The 26,860-nt window shown below is 50.7% G+C and carries 21 protein-coding genes, 2 pseudogenes and 1 riboswitch; of the genes and pseudogenes, 9 read left to right on the top strand and 14 right to left on the bottom strand.

Going from position 1 to position 26,860, the window contains the following annotated elements:
- On the top strand, positions 1-1,497 hold the full coding sequence (zwf, locus tag E5355_RS04525; RefSeq protein ID WP_136009409.1) for a glucose-6-phosphate dehydrogenase: 1,497 nt from the start codon (positions 1-3) through the stop codon (positions 1,495-1,497).
- Positions 1,494-2,240, top strand: coding sequence for a 6-phosphogluconolactonase (gene pgl / locus E5355_RS04530; RefSeq protein WP_136009356.1), 747 nt, complete (start codon positions 1,494-1,496; stop codon positions 2,238-2,240). Before zwf ends, pgl begins: the two co-directional genes overlap by 4 nt.
- 242 nt (positions 2,241-2,482) lie before the next feature.
- Here the strand turns inward: pgl and E5355_RS04535 are convergent, their stop codons facing one another.
- Positions 2,483-3,184 carry a LytR/AlgR family response regulator transcription factor gene (locus E5355_RS04535; protein ID WP_136009357.1) on the bottom strand — a complete coding sequence of 234 codons (702 nt, stop codon included), beginning with the start codon at positions 3,182-3,184 and terminating at the stop codon, positions 2,483-2,485.
- Positions 3,181-4,248, bottom strand: a complete 1,068-nt coding sequence (locus E5355_RS04540; protein ID WP_136009358.1) for a sensor histidine kinase — start codon at positions 4,246-4,248, stop codon at positions 3,181-3,183. The genes E5355_RS04535 and E5355_RS04540 overlap by 4 nt, the downstream gene beginning before the upstream one ends.
- 22 nt (positions 4,249-4,270) lie before the next feature.
- Between E5355_RS04540 and E5355_RS19340 the strand changes: the two genes are divergently transcribed.
- Positions 4,271-4,408, top strand: coding sequence for a hypothetical protein (locus E5355_RS19340; RefSeq protein WP_168354274.1), 138 nt, complete (start codon positions 4,271-4,273; stop codon positions 4,406-4,408).
- A gap of 88 nt (positions 4,409-4,496) precedes the next feature.
- On the opposite strand, the gene E5355_RS04545 is transcribed toward E5355_RS19340, so the two are convergent.
- Genes E5355_RS04545 through E5355_RS04560 form a run of 4 tightly spaced genes read right to left on the bottom strand, consistent with a single transcriptional unit; the run spans position 4,497 to position 9,123 of the window.
- Positions 4,497-5,717 carry an ABC transporter permease gene (locus E5355_RS04545; protein ID WP_136009359.1) on the bottom strand — a complete coding sequence of 407 codons (1,221 nt, stop codon included), beginning with the start codon at positions 5,715-5,717 and terminating at the stop codon, positions 4,497-4,499.
- Positions 5,717-6,463 carry an ABC transporter ATP-binding protein gene (locus E5355_RS04550; protein WP_136009360.1) on the bottom strand — a complete coding sequence of 249 codons (747 nt, stop codon included), beginning with the start codon at positions 6,461-6,463 and terminating at the stop codon, positions 5,717-5,719. The genes E5355_RS04545 and E5355_RS04550 overlap by 1 nt, the downstream gene beginning before the upstream one ends.
- A 15-nt stretch (positions 6,464-6,478) precedes the next feature.
- On the bottom strand, positions 6,479-7,708 hold the full coding sequence (locus E5355_RS04555; RefSeq protein ID WP_136009361.1) for an efflux RND transporter periplasmic adaptor subunit: 1,230 nt from the start codon (positions 7,706-7,708) through the stop codon (positions 6,479-6,481).
- Positions 7,709-7,722: 14 nt separating this feature from the next.
- On the bottom strand, positions 7,723-9,123 hold the full coding sequence (locus E5355_RS04560; protein WP_136009362.1) for a TolC family protein: 1,401 nt from the start codon (positions 9,121-9,123) through the stop codon (positions 7,723-7,725).
- 210 nt (positions 9,124-9,333) lie between these two features.
- Here E5355_RS04560 and E5355_RS04565 point away from each other — a divergent pair, with 210 nt between their 5' ends.
- The 3 genes from E5355_RS04565 to E5355_RS04575 are packed head-to-tail and all read left to right on the top strand — an operon-like array spanning position 9,334 to position 12,362.
- The gene (locus E5355_RS04565) at positions 9,334-9,573 is read left to right on the top strand and encodes a DUF4492 domain-containing protein (RefSeq protein ID WP_136009363.1); all 240 of its coding nucleotides are present in this window, start codon (positions 9,334-9,336) and stop codon (positions 9,571-9,573) included.
- A 45-nt stretch (positions 9,574-9,618) separates the two neighbouring features.
- Entirely contained in the window at positions 9,619-11,193 is a 1,575-nt protein-coding gene (locus E5355_RS04570) for a cytochrome ubiquinol oxidase subunit I (protein ID WP_136009364.1), read from the top strand.
- A 20-nt stretch (positions 11,194-11,213) separates the two neighbouring features.
- Complete coding sequence (locus E5355_RS04575; RefSeq protein WP_136009365.1) at positions 11,214-12,362, top strand: cytochrome d ubiquinol oxidase subunit II; 1,149 nt, start codon at positions 11,214-11,216, stop codon at positions 12,360-12,362.
- A 153-nt stretch (positions 12,363-12,515) separates the two neighbouring features.
- On the opposite strand, the gene E5355_RS04580 is transcribed toward E5355_RS04575, so the two are convergent.
- The 7 genes and pseudogenes from E5355_RS04580 to E5355_RS04610 form a co-directional block, all read right to left on the bottom strand.
- The gene (locus tag E5355_RS04580) at positions 12,516-13,190 is read right to left on the bottom strand and encodes an OmpA family protein (RefSeq protein ID WP_136009366.1); all 675 of its coding nucleotides are present in this window, start codon (positions 13,188-13,190) and stop codon (positions 12,516-12,518) included.
- A gap of 103 nt (positions 13,191-13,293) precedes the next feature.
- Positions 13,294-14,406 (bottom strand): annotated as a pseudogene (locus E5355_RS04585) (MATE family efflux transporter); the annotation flags it as partial.
- Positions 14,407-14,417: 11 nt separating this feature from the next.
- Positions 14,418-15,584 (bottom strand): N-acetylglucosamine-6-phosphate deacetylase, encoded by a 1,167-nt coding sequence (gene nagA, locus E5355_RS04590; RefSeq protein ID WP_136009368.1) that lies wholly within the window; start codon positions 15,582-15,584, stop codon positions 14,418-14,420.
- A gap of 56 nt (positions 15,585-15,640) precedes the next feature.
- A complete protein-coding gene (locus E5355_RS04595) occupies positions 15,641-16,972 on the bottom strand; it encodes an ABC transporter substrate-binding protein (RefSeq protein WP_136009369.1) in 1,332 nt (443 codons plus the stop codon).
- Positions 16,973-17,013: 41 nt separating this feature from the next.
- Complete coding sequence (locus E5355_RS04600) at positions 17,014-17,805, bottom strand: ABC transporter permease (protein WP_136009370.1); 792 nt, start codon at positions 17,803-17,805, stop codon at positions 17,014-17,016.
- A complete protein-coding gene (locus tag E5355_RS04605) occupies positions 17,802-18,575 on the bottom strand; it encodes an ABC transporter permease (protein ID WP_136009410.1) in 774 nt (257 codons plus the stop codon). Before E5355_RS04605 ends, E5355_RS04600 begins: the two co-directional genes overlap by 4 nt.
- A gap of 16 nt (positions 18,576-18,591) precedes the next feature.
- On the bottom strand, positions 18,592-19,998 hold the full coding sequence (locus tag E5355_RS04610) for an ABC transporter ATP-binding protein (RefSeq protein ID WP_136009371.1): 1,407 nt from the start codon (positions 19,996-19,998) through the stop codon (positions 18,592-18,594).
- A gap of 325 nt (positions 19,999-20,323) precedes the next feature.
- Between E5355_RS04610 and E5355_RS04615 the strand changes: the two genes are divergently transcribed.
- Positions 20,324-22,528, top strand: a complete 2,205-nt coding sequence (locus tag E5355_RS04615) for an alpha-galactosidase (RefSeq protein WP_136009372.1) — start codon at positions 20,324-20,326, stop codon at positions 22,526-22,528.
- Between the two features lie 368 nt (positions 22,529-22,896).
- Here E5355_RS04615 and E5355_RS04620 read toward each other — a convergent pair.
- Positions 22,897-23,295, bottom strand: a pseudogene (locus tag E5355_RS04620) (hotdog domain-containing protein); the annotation flags it as partial.
- 136 nt (positions 23,296-23,431) lie between these two features.
- Positions 23,432-23,631, top strand: a riboswitch (cobalamin riboswitch).
- 58 nt (positions 23,632-23,689) lie between these two features.
- Between E5355_RS04620 and E5355_RS04625 the strand changes: the two are divergent.
- The gene (locus tag E5355_RS04625) at positions 23,690-25,705 is read left to right on the top strand and encodes a TonB-dependent receptor plug domain-containing protein (protein ID WP_136009374.1); all 2,016 of its coding nucleotides are present in this window, start codon (positions 23,690-23,692) and stop codon (positions 25,703-25,705) included.
- A 53-nt stretch (positions 25,706-25,758) separates the two neighbouring features.
- A complete protein-coding gene (locus E5355_RS04630) occupies positions 25,759-26,859 on the top strand; it encodes a YncE family protein (protein WP_136009375.1) in 1,101 nt (366 codons plus the stop codon).
- Position 26,860: the final 1 nt, after the last annotated feature.

Genomic DNA, 26,860 nt, shown 5'->3' on the forward strand with positions numbered 1-26,860 from the left:
ATGAAGAAACTAGTGATTGTTATATTCGGCGCTTCGGGCGACTTGACGAAGCGCAAACTGATGCCGGCACTCTATACTTTATATAATGGCGGGCGGTTGCCGGAAGGATTCACCATTTTGGGGATAGGGCGTACCGAGTATACGGATGCCCGCTACCAAGAATATATAATGAGTGAATTGGGTAAGTTCGTAGCTTCCAAAGAGCAGGTGGAAGATAGAATGAAGGATTTTTGCAGTCATCTGCATTACTTGGCATTAGATCCTGCCCAGGTCGAAGGCTATCATCTGCTGGATGGACGCTTACAGGAGTTTACCGGTGAGAAGAAGCCGGATAACCTGCTGTTTTATCTGGCTACTCCACCTTCCTTGTACGGTGTCATTCCCTTGCATTTGAAGGCTGCCGGTCTAAACCGTCCTGATACACGTATCATTGTTGAAAAGCCGTTCGGTTACGATTTGGAGTCGGCCGGAAAGCTGAATCGTATTTATGCTTCGGTTTTCAAGGAACATCAGATTTATCGTATCGACCATTTTCTGGGTAAGGAAACGGCGCAGAACATTCTCGCCTTCCGTTTTGCCAACGGAATCTTCGAACCGTTATGGAACCGTAATTATATAGACTATGTGGAGATTACAGCCGTAGAGAATCTGGGTATCGAAGGACGGGGCGGATTTTATGAAGGTGCCGGAGCCTTGCGTGATATGGTGCAAAACCATCTCATACAGCTTGTGGCACTTACTGCATTGGAGCCGCCTGCCATTTTCAATGCAGATAATTTCCGCAACGAGGTGGTGAAGGTCTATGAGTCATTGGCTCCCTTGACAGAGGAGGATTTGGAGGAACACATTGTCCGTGGACAATATACGGCTTCGGGCTCGAAAGCCGGGTATAGAGAAGAGAAGAACGTGACACCCGATTCGCGTACCGAAACGTATATTGCCATGAAAATCGGTATCGACAATTGGCGGTGGAAGGGGGTTCCTTTCTATATCCGTACCGGCAAACAGATGCCGACAAAGGTGACTGAAATTGTTGTACATTTTCGTGAAACGCCTCATCAGATGTTCCATTGCGAGGGTGGACACTGTCCTCGTGCGAATAAGCTGATTCTGCGCCTGCAACCCAATGAAGGCATTGTATTGAAATTCGGCATGAAGACTCCCGGACCCGGATTTGACGTGAAGCAGGTGATGATGGACTTCAGTTATGACCAGTTGGGCGGGCTGCCTACTGGTGATGCCTATGCCCGTCTGATAGAGGACTGCATACAAGGTGACCCTACACTCTTTACCCGCAGCGACGCGGTAGAGGCTTCATGGCGCTTTTTCGATTCCGTGTTGCGTTATTGGAAAGAGCATACGGATGCTCCTTTATATGGGTATCCCGCAGGTACTTGGGGACCTTTGGAGAGTGAAGAGATGATGCGCGAACATGGTGCTGAGTGGACTAATCCGTGTAAGAATTTGACTAATACTGATGAGTATTGCGAGTTATGAAAAGTTATGTTTACCATTCGGCTACAGCTACGGCACATGCGTTGATTGAACATTTGATTGCGATGATGGAGCGTGAGCCGGAAAAGACCTTTTATTTTGCATTCAGCGGGGGAACTACTCCTTCGCTGATGTTCAGCATTTGGGCTAACGAGTACAAGGAGGCGACTCCTTGGATGCGGATGCGGATTTACTGGGTGGATGAACGGTGTGTACAGGCAGAGGATTATGAGAGCAATTATGGTACCATGCGCCGTTTGCTGTTGGAGGAAGTGGGCATGCCCGATGAATACGTTCACCCTATTTATGGAGTGAACTGCCCGGAGATTGAGGCAAAGAACTATTCGACACTGGTTTGCCGTACGGTTCCGCTTTTGGGCGGATTCCCTGCCTTCGATGTCGTTTTGCTCGGTGCAGGAGATGACGGGCATACTTCCTCTATCTTTCCGGGCCAGGAATATCTGCTTTCTTCCTTTCATCCTTATGAGGTGAGTGTCAATCCTTATAATGGGCAGAAACGCATAGCCATGACCGGCTGCCTTTTGTTTGCTGCGAAGCATCTTATTTTCTTTATTACCGGTAAGAATAAGGCGGATGTAGTCCGCAATATTCTTGATTCCGGGGATGCCACCGGTCCGGCAGCTTATGTGGCCCATCATGCCGAGCGTGTGGAATTGTTTCTCGATGTCTGGGCCAATGGGGGGAGATTGTCCGACAATCAAATTTTGCAACCTGCTGCGAAATGATGGAAATCTGCTTTTTTCGTAAGTGCTTGATACACCTAAAATAAAAGCACTTCCAACGTTCGCTTACGGAGGAAGTGCTTCACACAAAAACTAAACTAGACTTAACTAAACTATTCTATTGGGGGAGTTTCACAACTCCTATCTGTTCGGTGCAAAGATAAAAAAACATATTTTAATATGCAAAAGGATTCTATGATAAATCGACGTTTTTCCTGATTTTATCGATAGATTGGTCGATTTTTCTAGCTTCTTCGGTCTAAAAAATCCTGAAAAGCTTGTTTGTAGCTGTCACTTACCGGGATATAATTCTTCCCGAATACGATGCGACCACGGTCTATGATGCGTATTTTTTCCTTTTGGACAATGTAGGAACGGTGGACGCGCATGAAACGCGAGGCAGGCAGGAGTTCCTCCATTGCCTTCATGCTCATTAAAGACAAGATAGGCTTGGGAGAGTCCTCCTCGTAGATTTTAAGATAGTCTTTCAACCCCTCTATGTACAGAATTCTACTCAGTTCGATTTGCACCAGCTTATACTCGCTCTTTACGAAGATGCTCCGAATCTCTTCCTTCGGCTGTTGCAGCAATTCGAACCATTGCACAGCCTTGTGGGCAGCTTGCAGAAAGTCAACGTAGGAGATGGGTTTCAGCAAGTAGTCCAGCGCATTGACCTTGTAGCCGTCTATGGCATATTGGTCGAAGGCGGTGGTGAAAACAATGCGGGTATTGAAATCGACCATCTTTGAAAATTCGAGTCCGTTCAGTTCGGGCATCTGGATGTCGAGGAAAAGCAGGTCGACGTGCTTTTCGGGCAATTCCTTGATGGCTTGCACGGCACTGGAATATTTACCGGCCAACTCCAGAAACGGGGTCTTGTTGACGTAGCTTTCCAGAAGCCCCAAAGCAAGAGGTTCGTCGTCTACAATGGCACACTTCAGATTCATATTTTTATAATTAAAATCGATTTATACTCTTTCATGTCTTCGCTCACTTCCTGCTGCCAGCCGTAATGACCGGGATAGGTCAGTTCCAGACGCTTGCGTACCTGTTCCAGACCGATGCCGCTTCCGCTTTTGTCTGCCATGCTTTTGGGATGGTAGCTGTTGGTTATTTCGCAGCATATCTCTCCGGGACTTTCACTGAAGTGGATGCGGATATAGCTGGGCTCGGTAGGGGAGATGCCATGCTTGAAGGCATTCTCTATTAGAGAGATGAAGATGAGCGGAGCTATTTCCGTACGACTGTCCGGCCGGATGTCTATCTTTGTTTCCACAGTGACGTTGGAGGAGAGACGGATGCGCATCAGTTCGATGTAGTTGCGGATAAAGTCCATCTCCTTGTTCAGGGTGACGAAGCTCTGCTGGTTGTCGTACAGCACATGGCGCAGCAACCGGCTCAGTTCCTGGACAGCGGTTTGTGCCTTGTCGGCATCGAAGGCGATGAGGGCGTAGATGTTGTTCAGCGTGTTGAGCAGGAAATGCGGGTTGAGTTGGTTGCGCAGGTTTTTCAACTCGGCTTCCGTGCGGCTTTTCTCGGCTTCCCGGCGGGCGGCGTCCATTTGTACCCAGCGTCCGCTCATCTTGATGGCGGCACTTAGCCCTATGGTCAGTATCATGGAGAAGGCATCGCGCAGGATGAATATCCATTTGGGAGGTCCTATGCGTTTGCTGCCTTTATCATCGTGGGCGTGTGCCTGAAACATGTATTCTTGCCATAGGTGGGCACCGGCGGTGATACAGATAATCAGCAGTGCGTTGAGCAGCAGATACTGCTTGATGCGTCCTTCGAACAAGTATCGTGGAATCAGGAAACAATAGTTTACGTAGAACACGATGAGAAAGGAGAGGGGGATGACACTGCCGTGGCGCAGATAGTCCATCCAGGTGATGTTGAATCCGCTTCGCGTCATCATCAGAAAGGGGAAACCGAATATGATTCCCCAGCCTATGATGTGTATCAGGATTTCGATGCCACAGCGGCGTGGGTTGGGAAGTTGCAGTTTCATCATGACACAAAGATAATATTTTTATATGGATATTGAAAACATCCGCAACACCTGTAGAGCTTTTCCTTGTTCGCAGGGTGCGGATATGTATTCCAAGGTTGCGGATATGTGTCCCCAGCTTGCGGATGTCTATCCCAAGGCTTGGGATAGAGATTATCTTTAGTTCCGCATAACTTTTCTTCTTGTTGGCAGAAAGTTTTTTCCTAATACATAGAAAGTTCTTTCCTAATGTCCGACAAGAGGAAGACTGGTTATTCGTAGCGTATGGCTTCTATCGGGTCGAGGTCCGCAGCCTTCTTGGCGGGATACCAACCGAAGAACACACCGGTAACGGTACATACGGCGAAGGAGAGGAATACGCTCCATGGCTGTATGAAGATGGGCCAGTGGGCAACGCTTCTCACTATCCAACTGGCGCCGCAGCCTATGATGACGCCGATAATGCCTCCAGTGATGCTGATAAGAATGGCTTCGATGAGGAACTGGCTCAAGATGTCGACACCGCGTGCGCCTACACTCATGCGTAGACCGATTTCGCGCGTGCGTTCCGTCACCGATACATACATGATGTTCATGATGCCGATGCCGCCCACAACGAGCGAGATGCCGGCGATGCAGGCAAGCAACGTGGTCATCAGGTCGGTGGTGGAGTTCAGCATGGTGCTGAGTTCCTGCTGGCTGCGGATGGTGAAGTCGTCATCGTCACTCTCCTTCAGCTTGTGGTTGCGGCGTAGTATCCCGGTAATTTCGCCGGTGGCATTGTCTGTCATCTCCTCGGTAAGGGCAGAGGCGAAGATACCGCTGAGATAGGTCTGTGCCAGCAGGCGTTTCATCACGGTGCTGTAAGGGGCAAGCACGACATCGTCCTGGTCCATGCCCATGGAGTTGTAGCCTTTGGACTTCAGCACGCCCACCACGCGGAAGGGAATTTGGTTGAAGCGTATGATACGTCCTACGGGGTCTTCTCCACCGGGGAAGAGATTGTCCCGGATGGTCTTTCCGATGACGCACACCTTGGCGGAGGTCTGTATGTCGGCTTCGGTAAACATTTCGCCGTTCTCTACGCTGAGCTGCCGGATTTCGAGATAATCCGTACCGACGCCGCTCACAGAGGAGGGGTAGTTGTTGTTGCCGGCGATGAGTTGTCCGCTGGAGGAGACATTGGGACTGACGGCAGCCAGGAAGTTGGTTTCGTTGCGCAGGGCTTCGTAGTCGGTCAGCTTCAGTGTCTGCATGGCGCTGGGGTCTTGGCGGACACCGCCACGCATGTCGGCACCGGGATGAATCATAATCATGTTGGAGCCCATCTCGGAGATTTGCGCTTGGATGCTTTTCTTCGAACCTTGTCCGATGGCAAGCATCGTGATGACGGACGCCACGCCGATAATGATGCCCAGCATGGTGAGGAATGCGCGCAGCTTGTTGTTGTTCAAGGCTCGCAGGGCTATTTTGAAAAGGTTTGTTCCGTTCATTAGTCTTCCTCCTGTTTAGGTAATGCGGCCAGGGCTTCGGCTGCATTCTGAATATGGGTGTTGATTGTATCGTCCTTGATTTGCCCGTCGCGCAGCACGATGTTGCGGCTGCTGTACTGGGCTATTTCGGGATTGTGTGTCACGAAGATGATAGTACGTCCTTCGGCATGCAGCTTTTGGAACAGTACCAGAATCTCGAAAGAGGTACGGGTGTCCAGATTACCCGTGGCTTCGTCTGCCAGGATAACCGCGGGATTGTTCACCAGGGCGCGGGCGATGGCTACGCGTTGCATCTGTCCGCCGGACATCTGATTGGACTTATGCTCCAGTCGGTCGCCCAGTCCTACGGCTTGCAGGGCTTCGATGGCGCGCCTCCGCCTTTCGGAAGCCGAGACGGAGGAGTTGTACATCAGCGGTAGCTCCACATTCTCCACGGCAGTGGTTTTGGGCAGCAGGTTATAGTTTTGGAATACGAATCCGATTTTACGGTTGCGCAGTACGGCACGTTGAGGCTTGCTCATGGTGCGTACGGAGATGCCGTCCAGCAGGTATTCGCCGCTGGTGGGCGTGTCCAGGCAGCCGAGGGTATTCAGCAAAGTAGACTTTCCGGAGCCCGATGTGCCCATGATGGTGACAAACTCGCCTTCGTGGATGGTGAACGAGACGCCGCGCAGGGCATGCACGGTTTCGTCTCCCACCTGGAAGTTCCGTTTGATATTTTGAAGTTCAATGACTGCTTTGTTCATAATTCTTTTTTTATATTATTTTCCGTTCTTCTTCTTGCTTCCCGGAGGGCCGGGCATGAACGGACTTTTTTCACCGCCGGGAACTTCCCTGTTCATGTCCGGAGCACCGCTGCCGGGCAGGCTGCCGATGGTGGCTTCGGTCACCACTACGGTACCTTCGTTAATGCCGCTGATGATTTCCGTGTTGACTCCGTTGGAGATACCGATTTTCACTGGATGGGCGGTAAAGGTGTTGCCTTCGCGTGTCCAGAGTTTATGTTCCCCTTCGCAGTCTTTCACGATATCATTGTCGCCGATAAGCGGTTTTTCGGGGTTGAAACGCAGGGCACGGGCGGGAGCGCACAGCACGTTTTTGCGGTCGAGGGTGAAGATGGTGACGTTGGCTGTCAGACGTGGCTTCAGTTTCAGGTCCGGGTTGTGGGCGGAGATGACTACTTCGTAGGTCACAACCGTGCTGGTGCCGGTGCTCGACGTGCTGCTTGAGCTGGCATCTCCCAGGCGGATTTGCGTGACTACTCCTTCAAACACGTCATTCGGATAGGCGTCTACGGTAAATGTGGCGCGCTGTCCTTCTTCCACACCGCCTATGTCGGCTTCATCCACATCGGCCACAACTTGCATCTGCGTCAGGTCGGCAGCGATGGTGAACAGTGTCGGCGTCTCAAATCCGGAAGCTACGGTCTGTCCGGCTTCCACGTCGCGGCTGATGACCACGCCGTCAATGGGAGAGGTGATGGTGGCATAGGAAAGGTTGCGTTCGGCCTTTGCCAGTGATGCCTGGCTGCTTTCGTAGTTGCTCTTGGCTTTCTCGTAGTTATAGACGGACTGCTCATAGTCCGTTGTGGCGATGAGCTGCTTTTCGTTCAAGGTCTTGTTGCGTTCGTAGAGTTTCTTCTGGTAGTCGTACTCGGCCTTTGCACCGTTATAGGCGGCGCGTTGCGAAGCGAGTTCGCTTTGCAGTGTCACGCGGTCCATCTCGGCAATGAGCTGGCCTTTGGTTACTACGGAATTGTAGTCTACATAAATCTTGTCGATGATACCGCTCACCTGGGTACCCACTTCTACTTCCGTCACCGGTTCGATGGTTCCCGTGGCGGTTACGGATTCGGCAATCTCGCCTTTACTGACGGTGGCTGTGGCGTAGGTCACCCCGTGCTTGGCCTTTGCGCCACCAAAGAGGCATACGCCGCCGCCCACTATGACTACGGCAGCTACGGCAATGAGGATGGTTCTTTTTTTGTTCATATATATATAAGGTATTATAATTCGATTTTTTCTCCTTGGTAAAACTTCAGTAGCTGCATGTTCAGTATTGCCATGTACTTGGCCTGCAGCGTTTCCTGCTGTGCGTTGAGCAGATTACTCTTTTCCGTCAGCAGTTCTACGGTATTCTTCATGCCCAGGTTGAACTGTTCCCGGATTAGCTCATAGCTGATCTGCGTACTTTTCAGTTTCTCCGTAGCAGCGACGTAGCGTTGCTGTGCGCTGTTGGCATCGAGCCAGAGGGTTTCGACGGTTTTGTATAGTGCCTTCTGGTCATCCAGCAAGTCCAGCTCACTGGTTTGCTTCTGAATTTTGGCCTTCTCTATGGCACTTTTGGTCTGCCGGTTGCTGAAGATAGGCACGCTTACGGTGAAGCCCAGCGAGTTGTTCCAGTTCTGCTTTACCTGCTCGCTGAAGGTGAAGTCGTTGCCATTGGCATGGCTGGTTCCGATACCGGCGCTGAGGCTCAGTGTAGGCAGATAGCCTGCGCGGGCAATCTTGATGTCGAGGTCGGATGTCTGTATGTTCAGTTTGCCTGCTTCTATCTCCGGACGAAGCACGAGGGCAGAGCGATAGACATCCGTCTTGGCGGGCAGGGGTGCCAGTACGTTTTCTGTGCCCAGGGCAGGGATGTAGAGGTTCATTTCGGCTTCGCCATCCAGTTCCAGAAGCTGTTTCAGCTGTAGTTTGTAGTCTTGCAGGGTGGCTTGCGCTGTCACCAACTGGTACTTGTCGGTGCTTACCTGCGCTTCCAGTTGTGCCAGGTCGCTCTTGGCTATGCTTCCTGCTTCAAGAAGCTGGCGGGCGCGTTCGCATTCGGCCTGGCTCACTTTCAGGGTAGATTCGTTCACTTTCACGGCTTCGGTGGCGTAGAGTATCTGTACGTAGTTCTGTGCGATGCTTTCCTCGATGCTGTTTTCGCTTTGGGCCACGCTGAGCTCGGCAATGCGGCGGTTCAGTTGCTGCTGTTTGATGGTGTTGAGGCGCTTCCCGCCATTGTAGAGAGTCCAGTTGGCATCAATGCCGTAGCTACCGTTGTAGGAAGTCTTGCTCTGGCTGCTGGTGATATTGTCACCGTCGATGATGGTGTTTGTTTCGCTCTTCGGGCGATTCACGATACGCTGGTTCACACTGGCCGAAAGGTTGGGGAAGAGGGCGGCTTGGGCGGCCTTTACGTCTACCCGGGCACTTTCCGCACTGAGGCGGTTCTTACGGATGGTGATGTTTTGCCGTAAGGCATAGTCGATGCACGACTGCAAGTCCCATAGGGCGGCCAGGCTGTCGGCAGGCTGTTCGGAATTTCCGATAGTCTGCGCGGGAGTGGCGTTTTGGGCGGCCAATCCCATGCAGCTTGCCATACATAGCGCTATCACTGTCAATCTTTTTACATTCGTCATATCTTCGTTATTCTATGGTTTTACATTGGCAAATGTAGCGGAGTGGAGAAAGGATTGCAAAAGTGATAGACGTTGGGAGAATTTTTCTCGTCTAAAATCTTTTTTGTACCGATGAATGGGAGAACTCTTTTTTCTGTTCAACTTTTTACTTTTTTATTTGTTCTTTATATAAAAGTATTTTATATTTGTAATCATTATAATTTTATCGACATGAAACGGACTGCGGTGAATATTTGGCGTTTTTATTTGGAAGGTTTCCGAAGTATGACGTTAGGGCGTACTTTGTGGCTTATCATCCTTGTGAAGTTATTTATCATGTTCTTTATTCTCCGCCTTTTCTTCTTTCCACGGTTCTTGAATACTCCCGTGGTGGGCGATGACAAGGAAGGCTACGTCAGCAATGAGCTTATCCACCGGAGTCTGGGCAGTGACCTTCTACCTTCCCAATAACTCTCAGCAAATAATTTATAACTCATAACACATAACTTGATTCTTATGCTTGAACACATTGACACTTCTCTGATTGACTGGTCGAGAGCCCAATTTGCCTTGACAGCCATCTATCACTGGATTTTTGTGCCGCTGACACTTGGACTGGCGGTAATTATGGGCATCATGGAGACGGTGTACTACCGTACGGGTGACGAATTTTGGAAACGTACCGCCAAATTCTGGATGAAGATTTTCGGTATCAACTTTGCCATTGGTGTGGCAACCGGCATCATTCTGGAGTTTGAATTCGGTACGAATTGGAGTAATTACAGCTGGTTTGTGGGCGACATCTTCGGTGCGCCGCTTGCCATCGAGGGTATTTTGGCTTTCTTTATGGAAGCAACGTTTATCGCCGTCATGTTCTTCGGCTGGGATAAGGTGAGCAAGCGTTTCCACTTGGCATCTACCTGGCTCACGGGGCTGGGCGCCACGATTTCCGCCTGGTGGATTCTGGTTGCCAATGCGTGGATGCAGAACCCCGTAGGCATGGAGTTCAATCCCGATACGGCACGCAACGAGATGGTGGACTTCTGGGCTGTGGCAACTTCGCCGATGGCTGTCAACAAGTTCTTCCACAGTGTGCTGTCCGGCTGGGTGCTGGCTGCCGTGTTTGTAGTAGGCGTAAGCTGCTGGTATCTGTGGAAGAAGCGTGAAAAGGAATTTGCGCTGGCAAGTGTAAAGATTGCCGCATGGGTAGGGCTGTGTGCCGCTGTGCTCTCTGCCTGGACGGGTGATGGCTCGGGCTATCAGGTGGCGCAAAAGCAGCCGATGAAGCTTGCCGCCATGGAAGGGTATTATGAAGGAGAGCAGGGTGCGGGGCTGGTAGCCTTCGGTCTGCTGAATCCTGCCAAGCAGACGCCGCAGGACGGAGTAGATCCCTTCCTTTTCCGTGTGGAAATCCCTAAGATGCTGTCGCTGCTTGCCGAACGGAAGATGGATGCTTTTGTTCCCGGCATCAATGACTTGCTGAAAGGCGGATATCCGTTGAGGGACGGTACCATAGCGCTTTCGGCAGAAGAGAAAATAGAAAAAGGAAAAACGGCCATCGGTGCGTTTGCCGCCTATCGTGCAGCCAAGGCGGCGGGCAATGATGCGGATGCAGAGGTGGCTGCCAAAGTGCTGAAAGATAATGTAGCCTATTTCGGTTACGGCTATATCAAGGATGCGAACGAGCTGGTGCCCAATGTGCCTCTTACGTTCTACATGTTCCGTGTGATGGTGATGTTGGGGGGATATTTCATCCTCTTCTTTATCGTGGTGCTGTTCCTGGCCTATAAGAAAGACTTGTCGCAGATGCCGTGGATGCATTGGGTGGCTATGCTCACCATTCCGTTGGGCTATCTGGCCGGACAAGCCGGATGGGTGGTTGCCGAGTGCGGTCGTCAGCCGTGGGCCATCCAAGACATGCTGCCTACGAGTGCGGCTATCTCTAAGCTGGACGTAGGCTCCGTGCAGACCACGTTCTTTATCTTCCTTGTGCTTTTCACTGTCATGCTGATTGCCGAGGTGGGAATTATGCTGAAGGCCATTCGCAAAGGTCCGGAAACCGAAACGCACACACCGTCACATAACTCATAACTTATAACTCATAACTTACAATGAATGCTTATATATTTCTTCAACACTATTGGTGGTTTGTAGTCTCCTTGCTGGGAGCACTGCTGGTATTCCTGCTGTTTGTGCAGGGAGGTAATTCGCTTCTGTTCTGTCTGGGGAAGACGGAGGAGCAGAAGAAGATGATGATTAATTCTACGGGACGGAAGTGGGAGTTCACATTTACAACGCTTGTCACGTTTGGAGGTGCGTTCTTTGCTTCGTTTCCGTTGTTCTATAGCACTAGTTTCGGAGGGGCCTATTGGTTGTGGATGATTATTCTGTTCAGCTTTGTGTTGCAGGCTGTCAGCTACGAGTTCCAGTCGAAAGCGGGAAATCTGTTGGGCAAGACAACGTATCGCACGTTCCTGGTGATAAACGGAGTGGTAGGTCCGGTATTGCTGGGTGGGGCAGTGTCCACGTTCTTCACGGGGTCTAACTTCTATATCAATAAAGGGAATATCGCAGATGCGGCAATGCCGGTTATCAGCCAATGGGCTAACGGCTGGCATGGGTTGGATGCGTTGCTTAATCCGTGGAATGTGGTGCTGGGGCTGGCTGTATTCTTCCTGGCACGCATCTTGGGAGCGCTCTATTTTATTAATAATATCAATGAGGATGATTTGGTGAGACGTTGTCGCCGGGCACTCTGGGGAAATACAGCATTGTTTCTGTTATTCTTCCTGGCCTTCGTCATCCGTACGCTGGTGGCCGACGGCTATGCTGTACGTCCGGAAACGGGAGAGGTGTTTATGGAACCTTACAAGTATCTGACGAACTTCCTGCAGATGCCGGTAGTGCTGCTTGTATTTCTTGTTGGTGTGGTGGCTGTGCTCTGGGGCATCATCCGCACGCTGTGGAAGCCGACATTCGATAAAGGTATCTGGTTTGCCGGTGCAGGGACGGTGCTTACGGTATTGGCACTGCTGCTTGTGACAGGCTATAACAATACGGCCTATTATCCTTCTACCCACGACCTGCAAAGCTCACTCACGTTGGCAAACAGTTGCTCGAGCCGGTTCACACTGAAGGTTATGGCTTATGTCTCTATCCTTGTTCCTTTCGTTCTTGCCTACATCTTCTACGCATGGCGCAGCATAGACAATCGTAAGATTGATGCGAAGGAGATGGAAGAGGGTGGACACGCATATTGATTGAAAATTGAAGTGAGAGAGACTAAGGATGCAGAACTGGGTGCCAGTTTCATCAATCGCAGAATTAGTCTTTCTCTTTTATCGTTTTTTGTATTTTTGACAATGTGATTAATGTGCCAATATGCTAATCGGCACATTAATCACATTCGCACGTTAATTAGCTGCTTCCGCATTCTTAATCATCTGTTCGCTGGCATACATGTATACTTCCACGCGTCGGTTCTGGTCGGCAGACAGACTTTCGTCGTATTCGTTGTATCCCACGCCTTCCACTTTCTTGAATTGGGCTGGAGATACACCGCAATCCTGCAAATAGTTCTCTACGGCATAGGCACGATTCTTGGAAACCTTCATGTTAGCTTCGTAAGTACCCACCTTGTCGGTATGGCCGATGATGGCAATATCCGTTGTCGGGTCTTCCTTCAGAATTTGTGCAAGTTCGCGCAGGGAAGCCTTGGCATCGTTGCTCAGTGCTGCAGAGTTGAAGCCGAACAAAATACCTGCCGCAAAGGATACTTTGACAGCCGGCAAGCCGTTGGCATCCGTTACCTGCTCCACTTGGGCACCTTCAATCTTGGCAGCTTCGGCAGCCTTTTTGTCCATTTTGTGTCCGATGGCAACACCGGCACCCGTACCTACTGCCGCGCCTACTGCCGCGCCAATGGCAGCACCCTTGCCTTTACCTATCAGTCCGCCGATAATGGCACCTGCCGCTGCGCCGGAGCCACCACCGATTATTCCACCTTTTGCTTTGTTGTTCATGGTGCCACAACTGCCCAGCAGTAATGCACTGCACAGAAACAATACTGTAATTTTCATTTTCTTCATAATTCTTTTTCTTTTAAAAGTTGACTTTATCTTTAATACTGCAAATTTATGTATATAATAACCATATTTCTCTTCCTAAAGTTCGTCAGTGCGGTTGTTTTTTTAGAGGAATGCGCATATAGTTACATCCGATGCTTACAATGGCAGGCGGTATCGTCCGTCCCAGCCCGTAGAACACACCTTGCATGGTGATTTCCATCATCATGAACATTTGCGAATAGCCGTCAATGCGGAGATAGTCTCCACCCACGCGGTAGGCATCGCTCTCAGGCACGAGGATGGAGAACACCTCGTTGCCGAACAAGATGAACAGCAACGAGCAGAGGCTGCCGAATACACCAGTCATCCATAGGGTGGTGCGCCATGCCTGCTTCACGCGTGACTTCTGTCCCGCTGCATAGTTCTGGGCGATAAATGTACTCAGCCCTGTAGAGAACCCCTGCGAAGTATTCCAAGTAATTGCCTCGATTTGTCCTCCGGTGGTGAATGCCATCAGTCCGATGTGTCCTCCCTGCTCCGAGGCGGTGCGCGAGAGGAACATGTTGACGAAGGCAAAGAGCGTGTTCAGTGTAGCTACGGGCAGGCCGAGTTTGAAGATGCGTCGGGTATATTTCTTTTTCAGCGGAACGATAAAAGAGAGCCCTCCGAACACAGCGCTTTTCCCCCGGAGCTTGTAGAGGAAGATGCCGAAGACCGTGGCTTCGGACAGCCAGGTGGCAAGTGCGGCCCCTACTGTTCCCCAGCCAAAGCCGAAGATGAACAGAGGGTCGAGGAGGATATTCATTATCAGTCCCGTCGATACGATGCGCAGATAAGTTACGGCGGCATCCGTGATGTGCAGTTTCAGCTCGAAGATGTTCAGGATGGGGCGGGCAAAAAAGAAGAGCAGGCCTCCCCAGCAGACGGAGATGAGCAGGGCAATCGTAATGTTGTGCGAAGCAAAACTGCGTGCATCCTCTTCGTTGCGTGCACCGATGGACTGGCCCACGCTGACTTCGGCACCCACCTTGTTCAGCAGTGCGATGGAACCGGACATCCACGTCAGTATGCTTACCGCGCCTACTGCTGCCACAGACTCGCTGCCCAACCGTCCTACCCATGCCATGTCCGTCAGGCTGTAGGCCATCTGGATGAACGAGGTGGCCATGATGGGCATTGCCAGCGTGAAGAGCTGACGGTTGATGGGACCTTGTGTCAGATTCTTTGTTCCTTGCACATTGACGGGGGTTAGGTAAACAATGTATTGGCTTCTTCCACCAGTCTGCCTGCTTGCCAGACAGCGCGTATGTTCAGTTCCTTGTCCAGAATGAGGATGTCGGCATCCTTGTCTTTCTGGAGCGAGCCTTTGCGGTCGAATACGCCCATGATGCGTGCCGGAGTTTCGGAGGACATGCGCAGAGCATCGCCCAAGGGGATACCTGCTTTCACCATGGTGCGTACAAGTACGTCGCTGGTGGCGATGCTGCCCGCCAGTGCGGAACGGTCGGCAAGCTTGCAGACACCGTTGTCGATGATGTAGTGCGGGTCGCCGGACTCCTTGCTGCCGGTGGCTGCGCAGGAGAGCGCGTCGGTGACGAGGCAGGTATGCTCCACACCTTTCAGCTTGTATGCCAGGCGCAGGATGGTGGAGGGCAGATGGATGCCATCGGCAATCAGTTCGATGGTCATGCCGTCCGTCAGATAGACACTTTCCACGGTGCCTTCGTACTTGTACTCACGGCGTTTATGGAAGCCCGGCATGGCATTGTAAAAGTGTGCGGCATGAGTGAATCCGGCTTCGTAGGCTTTTTTGATACCGTCGTACTCGGCCTCGGTGTGCGAGGCGGCTACCAGTATGCCGTGGTCGTGGAGGTAGCGTGCCATCTCCAGTGCTCCGGGCAGTTCGGGGGATGCGTCCCAACGGCGGATGCAACGGGTGCTTTCGATGAGTTCGCGATATTCCTTTTCTTCAATTTCCTTCACCAGTCCGGAGAATTGGCTGCCTGCCATCTTCGGGTTAAGGTAGGGCCCTTCGATGTGCAGGCCGAGTATGGGGCTGCCGGGTTCCTGCATCAGTTGCTCGCAAAGGGCGGCTGCCTGGTGCAGCTTGTCGAAGGGGGAAGAGGAAAGGGTGGGGAAGATACTCGTGGCTCCATACTTCAGATGAGTGTGGACAGCGGTGCGGAAGGCTTCCGGGGTACATTCCGTAAAGTCGTATCCGCCACCTCCGTGAGCGTGCATACAGACGAAGCCGGGGACAATGTACATGCCTTTGGCATCTATCATCCGGGCACCGATGAGTGCGAGGTCACAGTTGGTCACTTCGAGAATCTTTCCATCGCGTATTAGGACAGAACCTTCGTTCAGCCAGCCTTGCGGGGTGAATATACGTCCGTTTATTATTTGGGTCAGCATTGCATTTATTTGATTATGAGTTATGAATATAATTTTGATATTAGTCTATTTTTTAATCATCGCCTTCTCCGTCTTCGGTGGTGGCGACGTTTCTGCTTGTACTTGCGTATCTTGGTATATACCAGCCAGATGAAGAGCATGCCGAAGACGGCGAAGATGAGCAGTACGATGCCCGTATTGAGGTTGTCGCCTTTCACACGGCTCCACATTTCGAGTACCAGTTCCGTGCGGTCGCCGAAGTCGCGTATCATGGCACAGCGCTCCACGACGCGGCGGTCGGGATATTGCACCGGGTCTATCTGCAAGTTGTTGGCTCCGGGCAGGGAACCAAAGAAATAGCTCAGGTCGGAATGCACGTTAAGCGTGGTGTCGGTTTTAGCCTCCATGATTTCCGGTGTGGCGACGGCGCTGACGTAACCGATGGCATCCATGTTGCGCAGTGCCACGGAAGGCTGGCAGAGGTAGTTGATGAAATAGCTTGCCGCCTTCACGTTGCGGGCGTAGCGGGGGATTACCCAGCCGTCGTACCAGATGTTGCTACCTTCGCGGGGAACGGTATAGTCCAGTTCCACGCCTACGGCATCGGCTTCCTCGATGGCCCAGACGGCATCACCGCTCCAGGTGAAGTTAAGCCACGCCTTGTTCTTGGTCATCATTTCCTTGCCGAAGTCGGCTTCCCAACCGGCAATGTTGGGCTTCATCTCCTTGAGGTATTCCTCGGCGAGGGCGATGGTCTGTGGAGAATTGTCGTTCATCAGTTGCTCTATGGTGACGGTGCTGTCGGCAAGTTCTCCGGTGTGGGCGTAGATGATGGCGGTGCCATAAGCATCGCGGTAGCTGTCCTTCATCAGTATCTTGCTGCGGTTTTTGGGGTTCCAGAGGATGGCCCACGTACTTGCCTCTTCGGCCGTGACGAACTTCTTGTTGAAGAGGATTCCGGCCGTGCCCCACATGTAGGGAACGGCATAGTCCTGAGTCCGGCGTTCCGGCTGCGAGGTCTTGTTCAGCTCTTGCCGTATGTAGGGTGACACATTGGGGATGTAGTCTGGCGTGCTGCTGAAATTGCGGTCGATGGGCAGCAGGAGGTTTTTCTTCAGCATGCGTTCGATGATATACTCCGAGGGGCATACAACGTCGAAATCTTCGTGCCCGCGTTCAATCTTGGTGAGCATGATTTCGTTGATGTCGAACACTTGGTAGATGAGGCGGATTTCTTCACCCGTCTGCTGCTTGTACCATTCGGGGAATTCGGCGAGGACATCTTCGTCAATGTAGTCGGCCCAGTTGTATATTTTCAGTACACGGTTGCGCTCTTCTGTGGAACTTCCGCAGGAGACGAGGGAGGCTATGCTGCACAGCAGAATCAGTATGTCTATTGTCCTTTTCATTGTCTTGTTTTGAAACTCCGGGTGTCTTTTTCGTTATGTCATCAAGTGTTCTTCGTCCGTTCAGCACGTTTGTTGATTACTATCAGCAGCACCAGCACTGTCACGAAGATGATGGTGGATAAGGGGCGCAGCTCCGGTGTCAGTCCGCCTTTGCGCGCATCGGCGTAGATGTAGGTAGAGAGCGTCTCCAACCCTTGGTTGCCGATGGTGAAAATCGTCACGGCAAAGTCATCGATGGAGAGCGTGAAGGCGAGGATGAAGCCGCTTATCATGCCTGGAAATATCTCCGGAAGAATCACTTTGCGCAATGCCTGGAACGGTGTGGCGCCCAAGTCGAGTGCTGCTTCGTAGACATTCTGGTTCATCTTCTTGAGCCGGGGCATCACGCTGAGCACCACGTAGGGCGTGCAGAAGGTGATGTGTGCCAGCACCACCGTGGTGAATCCCTGCGATATACCGAAGCTGACGAATAGCAGGAACAGTGACACACCGGTGATAATGTCTGCATTCATCATTGGGATGGCATTGGCGAAGTTCATCACCTGCCGTGTGCGCGAGCGCAAGTTGAAGATGCCGATGGCGGCAATACTGCCCAGCGCCGTGCTGGCGGTGGCGGCTAGGAGCGCAATGGCGAACGTGTTCCAGATGGCGTTCATCAGCGAGTGGTGCATTCCACCCATGAACAGTGAGCTGTACAGCTTGGTGGAGAACCCCGTCCAGTTGCCCAGCACCTTGGCCTCGGTGAAGGAGAATGCCATAATTATCAGGATAGGCGAGTAGAGCAGCGCCAGCAGCAGCCACAAATAACCGCGTGTCAGAATTCGTGTCATCATATCACACCTCCGCTTTCATTCGATGCCCCGTCTTCCTCGTTGGTGAAGAGGATGGTGATGCCTATCAGCAGTAGCATGATGAGCGAGAGGGCGGCACCGTAGTTCCACATTCCGTTGTAAATATTCTCTTGTACCGTGGTGCCGAAAAGCTTGATGTTGTTCATCGTCAGCAGCTCGGCGATGGCGAAGGTGGAGACAGTGGGCATGAACACCATCACCACGCCGCTCATGATGCCCGGCATGGAAAGGGGCAGTATCACCTTGCCGAATACGCGCGTGGGGGAAGCCCCCAGGTCTTGCGCCGCCTCAATCAGGTTGTGGTCCATCTTCTGAAGTGTGTTGTAAATGGGGTATATCATGAATGGCAGGAAGTTGTAGACCATGCCGAACACCAGTGCTCCTTCGCCCAGCGGTAGGTTCAGGAAGTCGAACAACGCTACTGTGGCGAGCGTTCGTATCAAGATATTCACCCACATGGGTAGGATGAACAGCACCACCATGGTACGCGAGGTGTTGAATTGCTTCTGGCTCAGTATATACGCTGCCGGATAGCCCAGCACGAGGCAGACCAGCGTTGTGATGACGGCTATTCCGATGGAGTAGACAAAGGTGTTCATCGCCTCGGGATGTATCATGAACTTGCGGAAGTTGGCAAGCGTAAACGCTCCCCCTTCGTCCGTAAAGGCGTAGAGCACGATGAGCAGTAGCGGCACTATGACAAATACAAGCAGAAACAGCGCGTAGGGTACCGTCCAGTTGCGCCGGCGCATGAAGAAATGGGATAACTTATTGAGCACTTCCTTCCTTATTAATAGATTGAACAATCCGTATATTTTCGGGCGCTATGGTGATACCCACGCGGTCACTGTCGTCCCATACGTCGTTGGTATCAACAAATATATCTTCGTCCCAGTCCGTAAACACGGTCAGGTGGTAATGGTTCCCTTTGTAGAGGATGAATTTCACTTCACCCGTCAGCCGACCGTCCTCTTCGTTGTCTTCGAGGATGACGTGCCGGAAGTCCACTTCCACCTGCACGGTGCTGCCCGGTTCGATTTCCTGCACGGGAAGGCACTCGAAGTTGCAGCCTAGGAACTCTACGTGCGTTTCGTCCACCAGCTTTCCCTCGAAAGTGTTGCAGGTGCGTTCCTTCTTCATCACGTGGATGTCGAAGGGCTTTACCAGTAGACCCACTTCGTGTCCTGCCTCAAAGGCGTGGTAGTCCTGTACCATCAGTTCGTAGCCCTCGCGCGTCTGCACCAGCATCTCGTAGTGTACGCCTTTGAAGATGCAGCTTGTCACGGTGCCCGTCAATTGTGCGGCATCAGACACGTCGAAGATGTATATGTCTTCGGGGCGGATCACCACGTCCACTTGCGTCTGGCAGCCGAAACCTTCGTCCACGCACTCGAACTCGTGTCCGCAGAAGGTGACGGCTTTATCTTTTATCATTACTCCATTCAAGATGTTGCTCTCGCCGATGAAGTCGGCTACAAAGGAATTGATGGGCTCGTTGTAGATGTCCGTCGGCACACCTATCTGCTGGATGCGACCTTCGCTCATCACGACGATAGTGTCGCTCAGGGTCAGTGCTTCTTCTTGGTCGTGGGTCACGTACACGAAGGTGATGCCCAGTTTCTGGTGCATTTCCTTCAGCTCCATCTGCATGTCTTTGCGCATCTTGAGGTCTAGGGCGGCAAGTGGTTCGTCCAGCAGCAACACTTCAGGTTCGTTGACGATGGCGCGGGCGATGGCTACACGCTGTTGCTGCCCACCGGAGAGGGAATCCACGTCGCGGTCTTCATAGTCCGTCATGCCTACCATGCGCAGGGCTTGCTTCACCTTCTTCTCGATGGTGGCACCGGACAGCTTCTTCAGCTTCAGCCCGAAGGCAATGTTATTGAATACGTTGAGGTGGGGGAAGAGGGCGTACTTCTGGAACACGGTGTTCACCGGACGCTTATGCGGCGGTGTCTGTGTGATGTCCTTTCCGGCAATGGTTATTACTCCTTCCGAGGCTGTCTGAAAGCCTGCGATGAGGCGCAACAGTGTTGTTTTTCCGCAGCCGGACGGTCCCAGTATTGTTACAAACTCGCCCTTACGGACAGACAAATTCACATCATTCAGCACGGCCTTGTCTCCGAAGAATTTCGATACGTGCTCCACACCGATGATGCAATCGGACTTTTGCATAAGCGTCTTTTACTTTATCCAAACGAATTAAACAAATCTCAGGCTTTCAAAAAAAGCGGATGCAAAGTTACATAATTTATTGGGAATTTTTGCTTTACTCTAAAATTCATTTGAAGTTAAAATAATAAGTGGTATTTTTACTGGCAGCATTGATATGGCCGAAGTGGTATGTTTCAGTTCCTCTCCGGCACAAGAAGAAAGAGGCTGATTCCGCCAACGGGTTATGAAAGGTATAAGGATATGATAAAATGATACTATCTCATCTACAAAAAAATGCCTATATTTGCCCACAATTAAATGATTATAGAATCTAAACAAGAAAAGCATGAATTTCAAGAAACGAACAAATTCTCTTTTGGGAGCGTTACTGCTGGTGAGCAGTTTGTGGGCTCAAAACGTGTGTGTGTCTACTCCAAAAACCTCTTTGGTGCTTTCGGCTCCTGAAGGGGGGACATTGAGACACTTGTATTATGGTAACAGGCTTTCTGAAGCCGACTTGCAGAATATTGCCACGACAGAAGCGGGTGACACGGCCTATCCCGAATATGGATTGAATGCTCCTGTAGAGACTGCCCTCGCCGTGAAGCACGCCGACGGCAACATGACCCTCCAGCTTGAGGTGCTGAACGTGACTACCGAGAAGGAAGGGGATGCCGTGACGACCGTCGTGGCGCTGAAGGACAAGGTGTATCCTTTCTTCGTCAACGTCTGCTACCGTGCCTGGCAGGATGCCGATGTGATAGAATCCTGGACTGAAATCTCCCATCAGGAGAAGAAGCCGGTAGTGCTCAATCAGTTTGCCTCCGGTTATCTGCCCATCCGTCGCGGTGATGTGTGGCTGTCCCATCTTTCCGGCTCCTGGGCCAATGAGGGCTTTTTGACACAGGAACCTCTTACTCCGGGCATGAAGGTTGTCAAGAACAAGGATGGTGTGCGCAATTCTCATACCGACCATGCTGAAGTGATGTTCTCCCTCGACGGTCGTCCGCAGGAGAATACGGGCAACGTGATTGGCGCAGCTCTTTGTTACAGCGGCAACTACAAGCTCCGCATTGAGACGCATGATGATGAATACCACCATTTCTTTGCCGGAATCAACGAAGAGAACTCTGCTTATTCCTTGAAGAAGGACGAGCTTTTTCGCACTCCCGAACTTGCCTTGACCTATAGCAATGAGGGACTGAGCGGCAGCAGCCGTAACTTCCACCACTGGGCACGCCTGCACAAGTTGGCGCATGGTACCACTCCCCGCAAGATTCTCTTGAACAGTTGGGAAGGCGTGTATTTCGACATCAACCAGCAAGGTATGGACCAGATGATGGCAGACATCTCTTCTATGGGCGGCGAGTTGTTCGTGATGGATGACGGCTGGTTTGGCGATAAGTATCCCCGTAAGAACGACAGTTCGTCGCTTGGTGACTGGGTGGTAGACCGGAGCAAGCTTCCGAACGGCGTCGAAGGTCTGCTAAGTGATGCCAAGAAGCATGGCATAAAGTTCGGTATCTGGATTGAGCCGGAAATGGCGAATACCACCAGCGAACTTTACGAACAGCATCCCGACTGGGTGCTCAAGGCCTCTGAGCGTGACCTCGTGTTGGGACGTGGCGGTACGCAGGTGGTGCTAGATCTCGCCAATCCTGCCGTGCAGGACTTCGTATTCGGTGTGGTTGACAATCTGATGACTTCTTATCCTGATATAGACTATATCAAATGGGATGCCAATATGGCTGTCATGAACCACGGCTCCCAATATCTGGCCAAAGACAATCAGAGCCACATGTATATAGAGTATCATCGCGGCTTTGAGAAGGTGTGCCAGCGTATCCGTGCCAAATATCCCGATCTTACCATCCAGGCGTGTGCCAGTGGTGGTGGACGTGCCAACTACGGAGTGCTGCCTTACTTTGATGAGTTCTGGGTGAGTGACAATACCGATGCCCTCCAGCGTGTTTATATGCAGTGGGGAACTTCCTATTTCTTCCCTGCCATCGCCATGGCATCGCACATCAGTGCTGCCCCCAACCATCAGACATTCCGCACCATCCCTCTGAAATACCGCATCGACGTGGCCATGAGCGGTCGTCTGGGTATGGAAATCCAGCCCAAGAACATGACGGAAGAGGAAAAGGCGCTTTGCAAAAATGCCATTGCCGAGTACAAGACCATTCGTCCTGTGGTGCAATTGGGAGACATCTACCGCCTGCTCTCTCCTTATGACAAGCAAGGTGTGGCTTCTCTGATGTACGTGGCTCCGGAGAAGGACAAGGCAGTCTTCTACTGGTGGAAGACGGAACATTTCTGTAACCAGCACCTGCCGCGTGTGAAGATGGCCGGTCTCTGTGCTGACAAGCAATACCGGGTACATGAGCTGAACCGTATAGATAATGTTCCCTTGAACTACGAAGGAAAGAGTTTCAGTGGTGCCTACCTCATGGCAAACGGGCTGGAGATTCCCTACAACCATAAGGTGGACTATCACAAGCAGAACGGCTATTCGAGCCGTGTGCTTTATCTGGAAGAGGTGAAGTGACATTAGCAAAGGTGAGGTTGGGCCGTGCAGAGGTGAACTTGAGCGGCGTAAAGGTGAGGTTTATGGGTACAGTTGGTACAGTTGGTACAGTTGGTACAGCGTCTCTTCTATCTCACACACGCATGTATATAAGTAATGTACGCGAGCGTATGTGTGTGAAGCAGAAGAGACGCTGTACCCACTGTACCAATTGTACCACTGCCTAAAATGTAAACAATATTAAAACTGAAAGTTGAATTAGTAGAACATTGGTCTATTGCCACGGAAGGTCTTCATACGGAAATCACAGTGAGTCGGTGGGCTTTAAGTAAGCGACAACCACACCTTGAGCAATTATCTGCAATTACCCAGCCACTCCTGGTGTTGTTTTATCTTTTCTTTATCACACTATTCACCACCCGTACAGAGGAAACCAGTTTGTTGGTAGAAGTAAATACATCCACATTCCATATATGGGATGAGCGTCCTTTGTGCAGGATAGTGCCTACCGCTCTTACGGAATCTCCTTCGTGTGCAGAAGAAATATGATTTCCGCTGACTTGCATTCCCACGACAATCTCGTCAGGCTCGCAGATAATCATGGAGCCGATTCCGGCAACGGTTTCTGCCAAGGCAAGGGTAGCACCGCCATGCAGAATGCCGAAGTTTCCCATCAATCCATAAGTCGGCCTACCGGATGCCAAAACTATGCGCACTCCCATCTGCTGAACCTTTAGCAGAGCAGCTAATGTTCTTTTACTGATTTTTCTTTCATCATTGAGTAGCGTTCAGTCTATATCAAGAACCAATAATTTATATTTTATGGTAATTCGATTTAGGGGTTATTATGCTACAAAGTTAGAAAAATGACTGTTAAAACGGTAATATTTGTATTATTGTTTACTGAAATTTCTTTTATTTATCCTATCTTTGCCCACGTTTTGTTCCGCGTTCTCTATCCGGAGAAACGGATGAAAAGGGAATCGGGTGAAAGTCCCGAACAGTCCCGCTGCTGTGAGTTCTATGCGCGGTATATCATACTTGTGCCACTGTTCTTCGGAAAGAACGGGAAGGCGATGTACCGGGAACGAGTCAGAAGACCTGCAAAACAAAGTCGAAAAATTGTCCATTCGAGGAAAGTGGGCAGTGTGCAAATGGTTTAAGATAATCTTCATTTATTCTATGTCAGGAAAGACTAAGGTACGACTGGTTTGTGCCGTTTTCTTGAGCGCAGGCATATTTCGGCTCTCTGCCCAAGAAGTGGGGGGAGATACGATTACAGGGAAAGTGCATCAGATAGAGAAAGTGACAGTGACAGCACGTAGGTCGCCCAATAAAGTGACTTCTGCCGTACCTATACAGACGATGTCACGTCAGGATATCAGCCAGCTGGGAATACAGAGTATGGCAGATGCTGTGCGCCGTTTTGCCGGAGCCAATGTAAAGGACTATGGAGGCATTGGAGGACTGAAAACGGTTTCCATACGCAATATGGGAGCCGCCCATACAGCTGTCAGTTATGACGGGGTGGCGGTGAGCAATTGTCAGGCAGGGCAGATAGATATCGGGCGTTTTTCGCTGGACAATGTTTCCATGCTTTCGCTCGCCATCGGGCAGTCGGAGGACTTGTTGCAGTCCGCCCGCTTGTATGCGTCGGCCGGTGTGCTGGGCATAGAGACGGAAAAGCCTCATTTTGATGACGGGCGCAGTGCCGTTTTTCAGGCACGGGTGCGCGGAGGGTCGTTCGGCATGGTCAGCCCCTCGCTGCGCTGGTGGCAGAAACTGGGCAGCCGTACACGCGTGGCGGTAGATGCCGCTTATATGAGGGCAGACGGTAATTACCCTTTCACGCTGGTCAATGGGAAATACGTGACGGAAGAGAAACGTAACAACTCCGGCATCTATTCCTGGCAGGGTGAAGCCACCTTTTATCATACTTTCAAGGATGACAGCGAACTGGATGTGAAGGGGTACTACTTCTATTCCCGCCGGGGACTTCCGGGGGCGGTTACACTCTATAATCCCCTTTCCGATGAAACGCTTTGGGATGAGAATACTTTTGTGCAGGCACGTTATAGGAAGCATTTTTCGCCCCGGTGGAGTCTGCAGGCACAGGCAAAGTATAATCATGGCTGGAACAAATATAAGGATGAGGGCAAGGAATATACCGACGGACATTATCGGGAAAATCACCGGCAAGACGAATATTATATTTCCGCAACCGTTCTCTACCGTCCTTTGGAAGCTTTGACCCTTTCGTTGGCGCAGGACGGGGTGATAAACAAGTTGCGCAACAGTTTGCCGGAATGTCCTTTCCCCACAAGATATACTTCCATCAGTGCCTTCAATGCACGCTACCGGCAAGGATGGCTCACGGCCACGGCCTCGCTGGTGCATACTGCCACTTCGGAGCATGCCGAGAAAGGTACGGTCCCCGATGACTTCCATCGTTTTGCCCCTTCTCTGTCGGTCAGCATGCAGCCTTGGCAGGACGAGTCGCTGTATCTCCGGCTGATGTATAAGAGTACGTTCCGTCTGCCCACTTTCAACGACCTCTATTACTACCGGCTGGGCAACCGTAATCTGCGGCCCGAGAAGGCAGACGAATATAATGTCGGCATCACATGGAGCAAATCCGGATTGTCTGTGTTCGACTATATCTCCGTTACGCTCGACGGTTACTATAATGATGTGACGGATAAGATTGTGGCTTTTCCCACCACCTATGCGTGGAAGATGGCGAACTACGGCAAGGTGCATGCCGCAGGTGTGGATGCCACTTTGGCGGCAACCGTTCCATTGACGGAGAAAATAAGGCTGATTATGTCGGGCGGATATACATGGCAAAAGGCCATTGACCTGACCGATTCCGACGCGAAGAACTATAAGGACCAATTGCCTTATACTCCTCTTCATAGCGGAAACGCGTCCGCCATTGTAGAAACGCCGTGGGTGAATCTGGGCTACTCGGCGGTAGGAGTGGGAAAGCGTTACTATTTGTCGCAGAACATTCCAGAGAATGAGATTGAGGGCTATCTGGAGCATACGATGAGCCTCTCTCATGAGTTTGCTTTGGGCGGTTGCCGGCTTCTGTTGCAGGCCGAGATTATAAATCTGACCGATGAACAGTATGACGTGATAAAATATTATCCTATGCCGGGCCGTTCGTGGCGGTTGACGGGTACTTTCAAGTTTTGAATAATCTATTTATGAACAACAAAAACTAATTATAAACAATAACAACTGTAATTATGAAAGTAAGAAGTTTATTATTCGGTATGCTCTGCATGCTTGCTTTGGGTGCCTCTTTGGCATCTTGTAGTGACGACGATGACGATTCTCTGGATGACGGCGGGTCGAAGGTGACATTGCCGCAGACGCGTGTCTATATTCTGAACGAAGGCTCTCAAGGGGCGAACAATGCAGGACTTGCCTTTTATGCACCCAATAAGGATGCGGATCTTATCAGTGATATCTACAAGATTCAAAACAATGCCAAGTTGGGTGACCTTGGTCAGAGTATGATTGAGTATGAAGATGAAATATATATAGCCGTTTATGGCTCTAATTATCTGACTAAGCTGAATGCCGCAGGTGTGGAGTTGAAACGTGTTTCGTTTGTTGGTGATAATGACCTCAGTGCTGGTATTCGTTATATCGATGCTGAAGATGGATATATCTATGCTTCCTTCTACGGAGGAGTTGTTGCTAAAATCAATGCGAAAACGTTGGAGGTAGTGGATAAATTGACCGGACTTGGCGACAATCTGGAAGGTGTGGCAATCTGCGAGGATATGCTTTATGTGGCGAATAGCTGTACTGCTGATTGGAGCGCTTATCACAATGACGTAAAGGTGATAGATTTGCGTACTTTCAAGTTGAAAGAGACGTTGACGGTAGGTTTGAACCCCAATGCTTTGGTTGAAGAGGATGATAAGGTTTTTTTGATTTCATGGGGTAATTATGTTGATATTGGCTATTCATTACAGATGATAGACCCTGCTGCCAACAATAAGGTGACGGAATTAGGCAGTGCCACCCGTATGTGTGCTACTGATGATATTCTCTATTTGACTTATTCAAATTACACCAATCCTACCGCTTCTTTTTTTACTTATAATATAAAGACTGGAAAGATGGATGAAGCTTCTTTCTTGAAGGATATACCGGAAAAGTTGAAAACTTCTACGATTTATATGTTGGAAGTAAATGATAATAACGGTGATTTCTATATTGGTACTTCTGAATATACCACGAACGGCACCATTTATCGTTTCAAGAAAGACGGTACCTTTATAGAGCAGTTCGATGCAGGAGGTATGAATCCTAATTCTGCTATCTTCTTCAATTAAT

It is taken from the genome of Bacteroides muris (ex Afrizal et al. 2022) (assembly GCF_004793475.1).
GTDB classification, from domain to species: Bacteria; Bacteroidota; Bacteroidia; order Bacteroidales; family Bacteroidaceae; genus Bacteroides; species Bacteroides muris.

Coding starts and splice junctions, on each gene's coding strand:
- E5355_RS04575 (WP_136009365.1), top strand. CDS start 11,214: ATGAATGCTTATATATTTCTTCAACACTATTGGTGGTTTGTAGTCTCC.
- E5355_RS04535 (WP_136009357.1), bottom strand. CDS start 3,184: ATGAATCTGAAGTGTGCCATTGTAGACGACGAACCTCTTGCTTTGGGG.
- nagA (WP_136009368.1), bottom strand. CDS start 15,584: ATGCTGACCCAAATAATAAACGGACGTATATTCACCCCGCAAGGCTGG.
- E5355_RS19340 (WP_168354274.1), top strand. CDS start 4,271: ATGGATATTGAAAACATCCGCAACACCTGTAGAGCTTTTCCTTGTTCG.
- E5355_RS04555 (WP_136009361.1), bottom strand. CDS start 7,708: ATGAACAAAAAAAGAACCATCCTCATTGCCGTAGCTGCCGTAGTCATA.
- E5355_RS04610 (WP_136009371.1), bottom strand. CDS start 19,998: ATGCAAAAGTCCGATTGCATCATCGGTGTGGAGCACGTATCGAAATTC.
- E5355_RS04625 (WP_136009374.1), top strand. CDS start 23,690: ATGTCAGGAAAGACTAAGGTACGACTGGTTTGTGCCGTTTTCTTGAGC.
- E5355_RS04580 (WP_136009366.1), bottom strand. CDS start 13,190: ATGAAGAAAATGAAAATTACAGTATTGTTTCTGTGCAGTGCATTACTG.
- pgl (WP_136009356.1), top strand. CDS start 1,494: ATGAAAAGTTATGTTTACCATTCGGCTACAGCTACGGCACATGCGTTG.
- E5355_RS04630 (WP_136009375.1), top strand. CDS start 25,759: ATGAAAGTAAGAAGTTTATTATTCGGTATGCTCTGCATGCTTGCTTTG.
- E5355_RS04550 (WP_136009360.1), bottom strand. CDS start 6,463: ATGAACAAAGCAGTCATTGAACTTCAAAATATCAAACGGAACTTCCAG.
- E5355_RS04560 (WP_136009362.1), bottom strand. CDS start 9,123: ATGACGAATGTAAAAAGATTGACAGTGATAGCGCTATGTATGGCAAGC.
- E5355_RS04570 (WP_136009364.1), top strand. CDS start 9,619: ATGCTTGAACACATTGACACTTCTCTGATTGACTGGTCGAGAGCCCAA.
- E5355_RS04615 (WP_136009372.1), top strand. CDS start 20,324: ATGAATTTCAAGAAACGAACAAATTCTCTTTTGGGAGCGTTACTGCTG.
- E5355_RS04605 (WP_136009410.1), bottom strand. CDS start 18,575: ATGCGCCGGCGCAACTGGACGGTACCCTACGCGCTGTTTCTGCTTGTA.
- E5355_RS04595 (WP_136009369.1), bottom strand. CDS start 16,972: ATGAAAAGGACAATAGACATACTGATTCTGCTGTGCAGCATAGCCTCC.
- E5355_RS04565 (WP_136009363.1), top strand. CDS start 9,334: ATGAAACGGACTGCGGTGAATATTTGGCGTTTTTATTTGGAAGGTTTC.
- E5355_RS04540 (WP_136009358.1), bottom strand. CDS start 4,248: ATGATGAAACTGCAACTTCCCAACCCACGCCGCTGTGGCATCGAAATC.
- E5355_RS04600 (WP_136009370.1), bottom strand. CDS start 17,805: ATGATGACACGAATTCTGACACGCGGTTATTTGTGGCTGCTGCTGGCG.
- E5355_RS04545 (WP_136009359.1), bottom strand. CDS start 5,717: ATGAACGGAACAAACCTTTTCAAAATAGCCCTGCGAGCCTTGAACAAC.
- zwf (WP_136009409.1), top strand. CDS start 1: ATGAAGAAACTAGTGATTGTTATATTCGGCGCTTCGGGCGACTTGACG.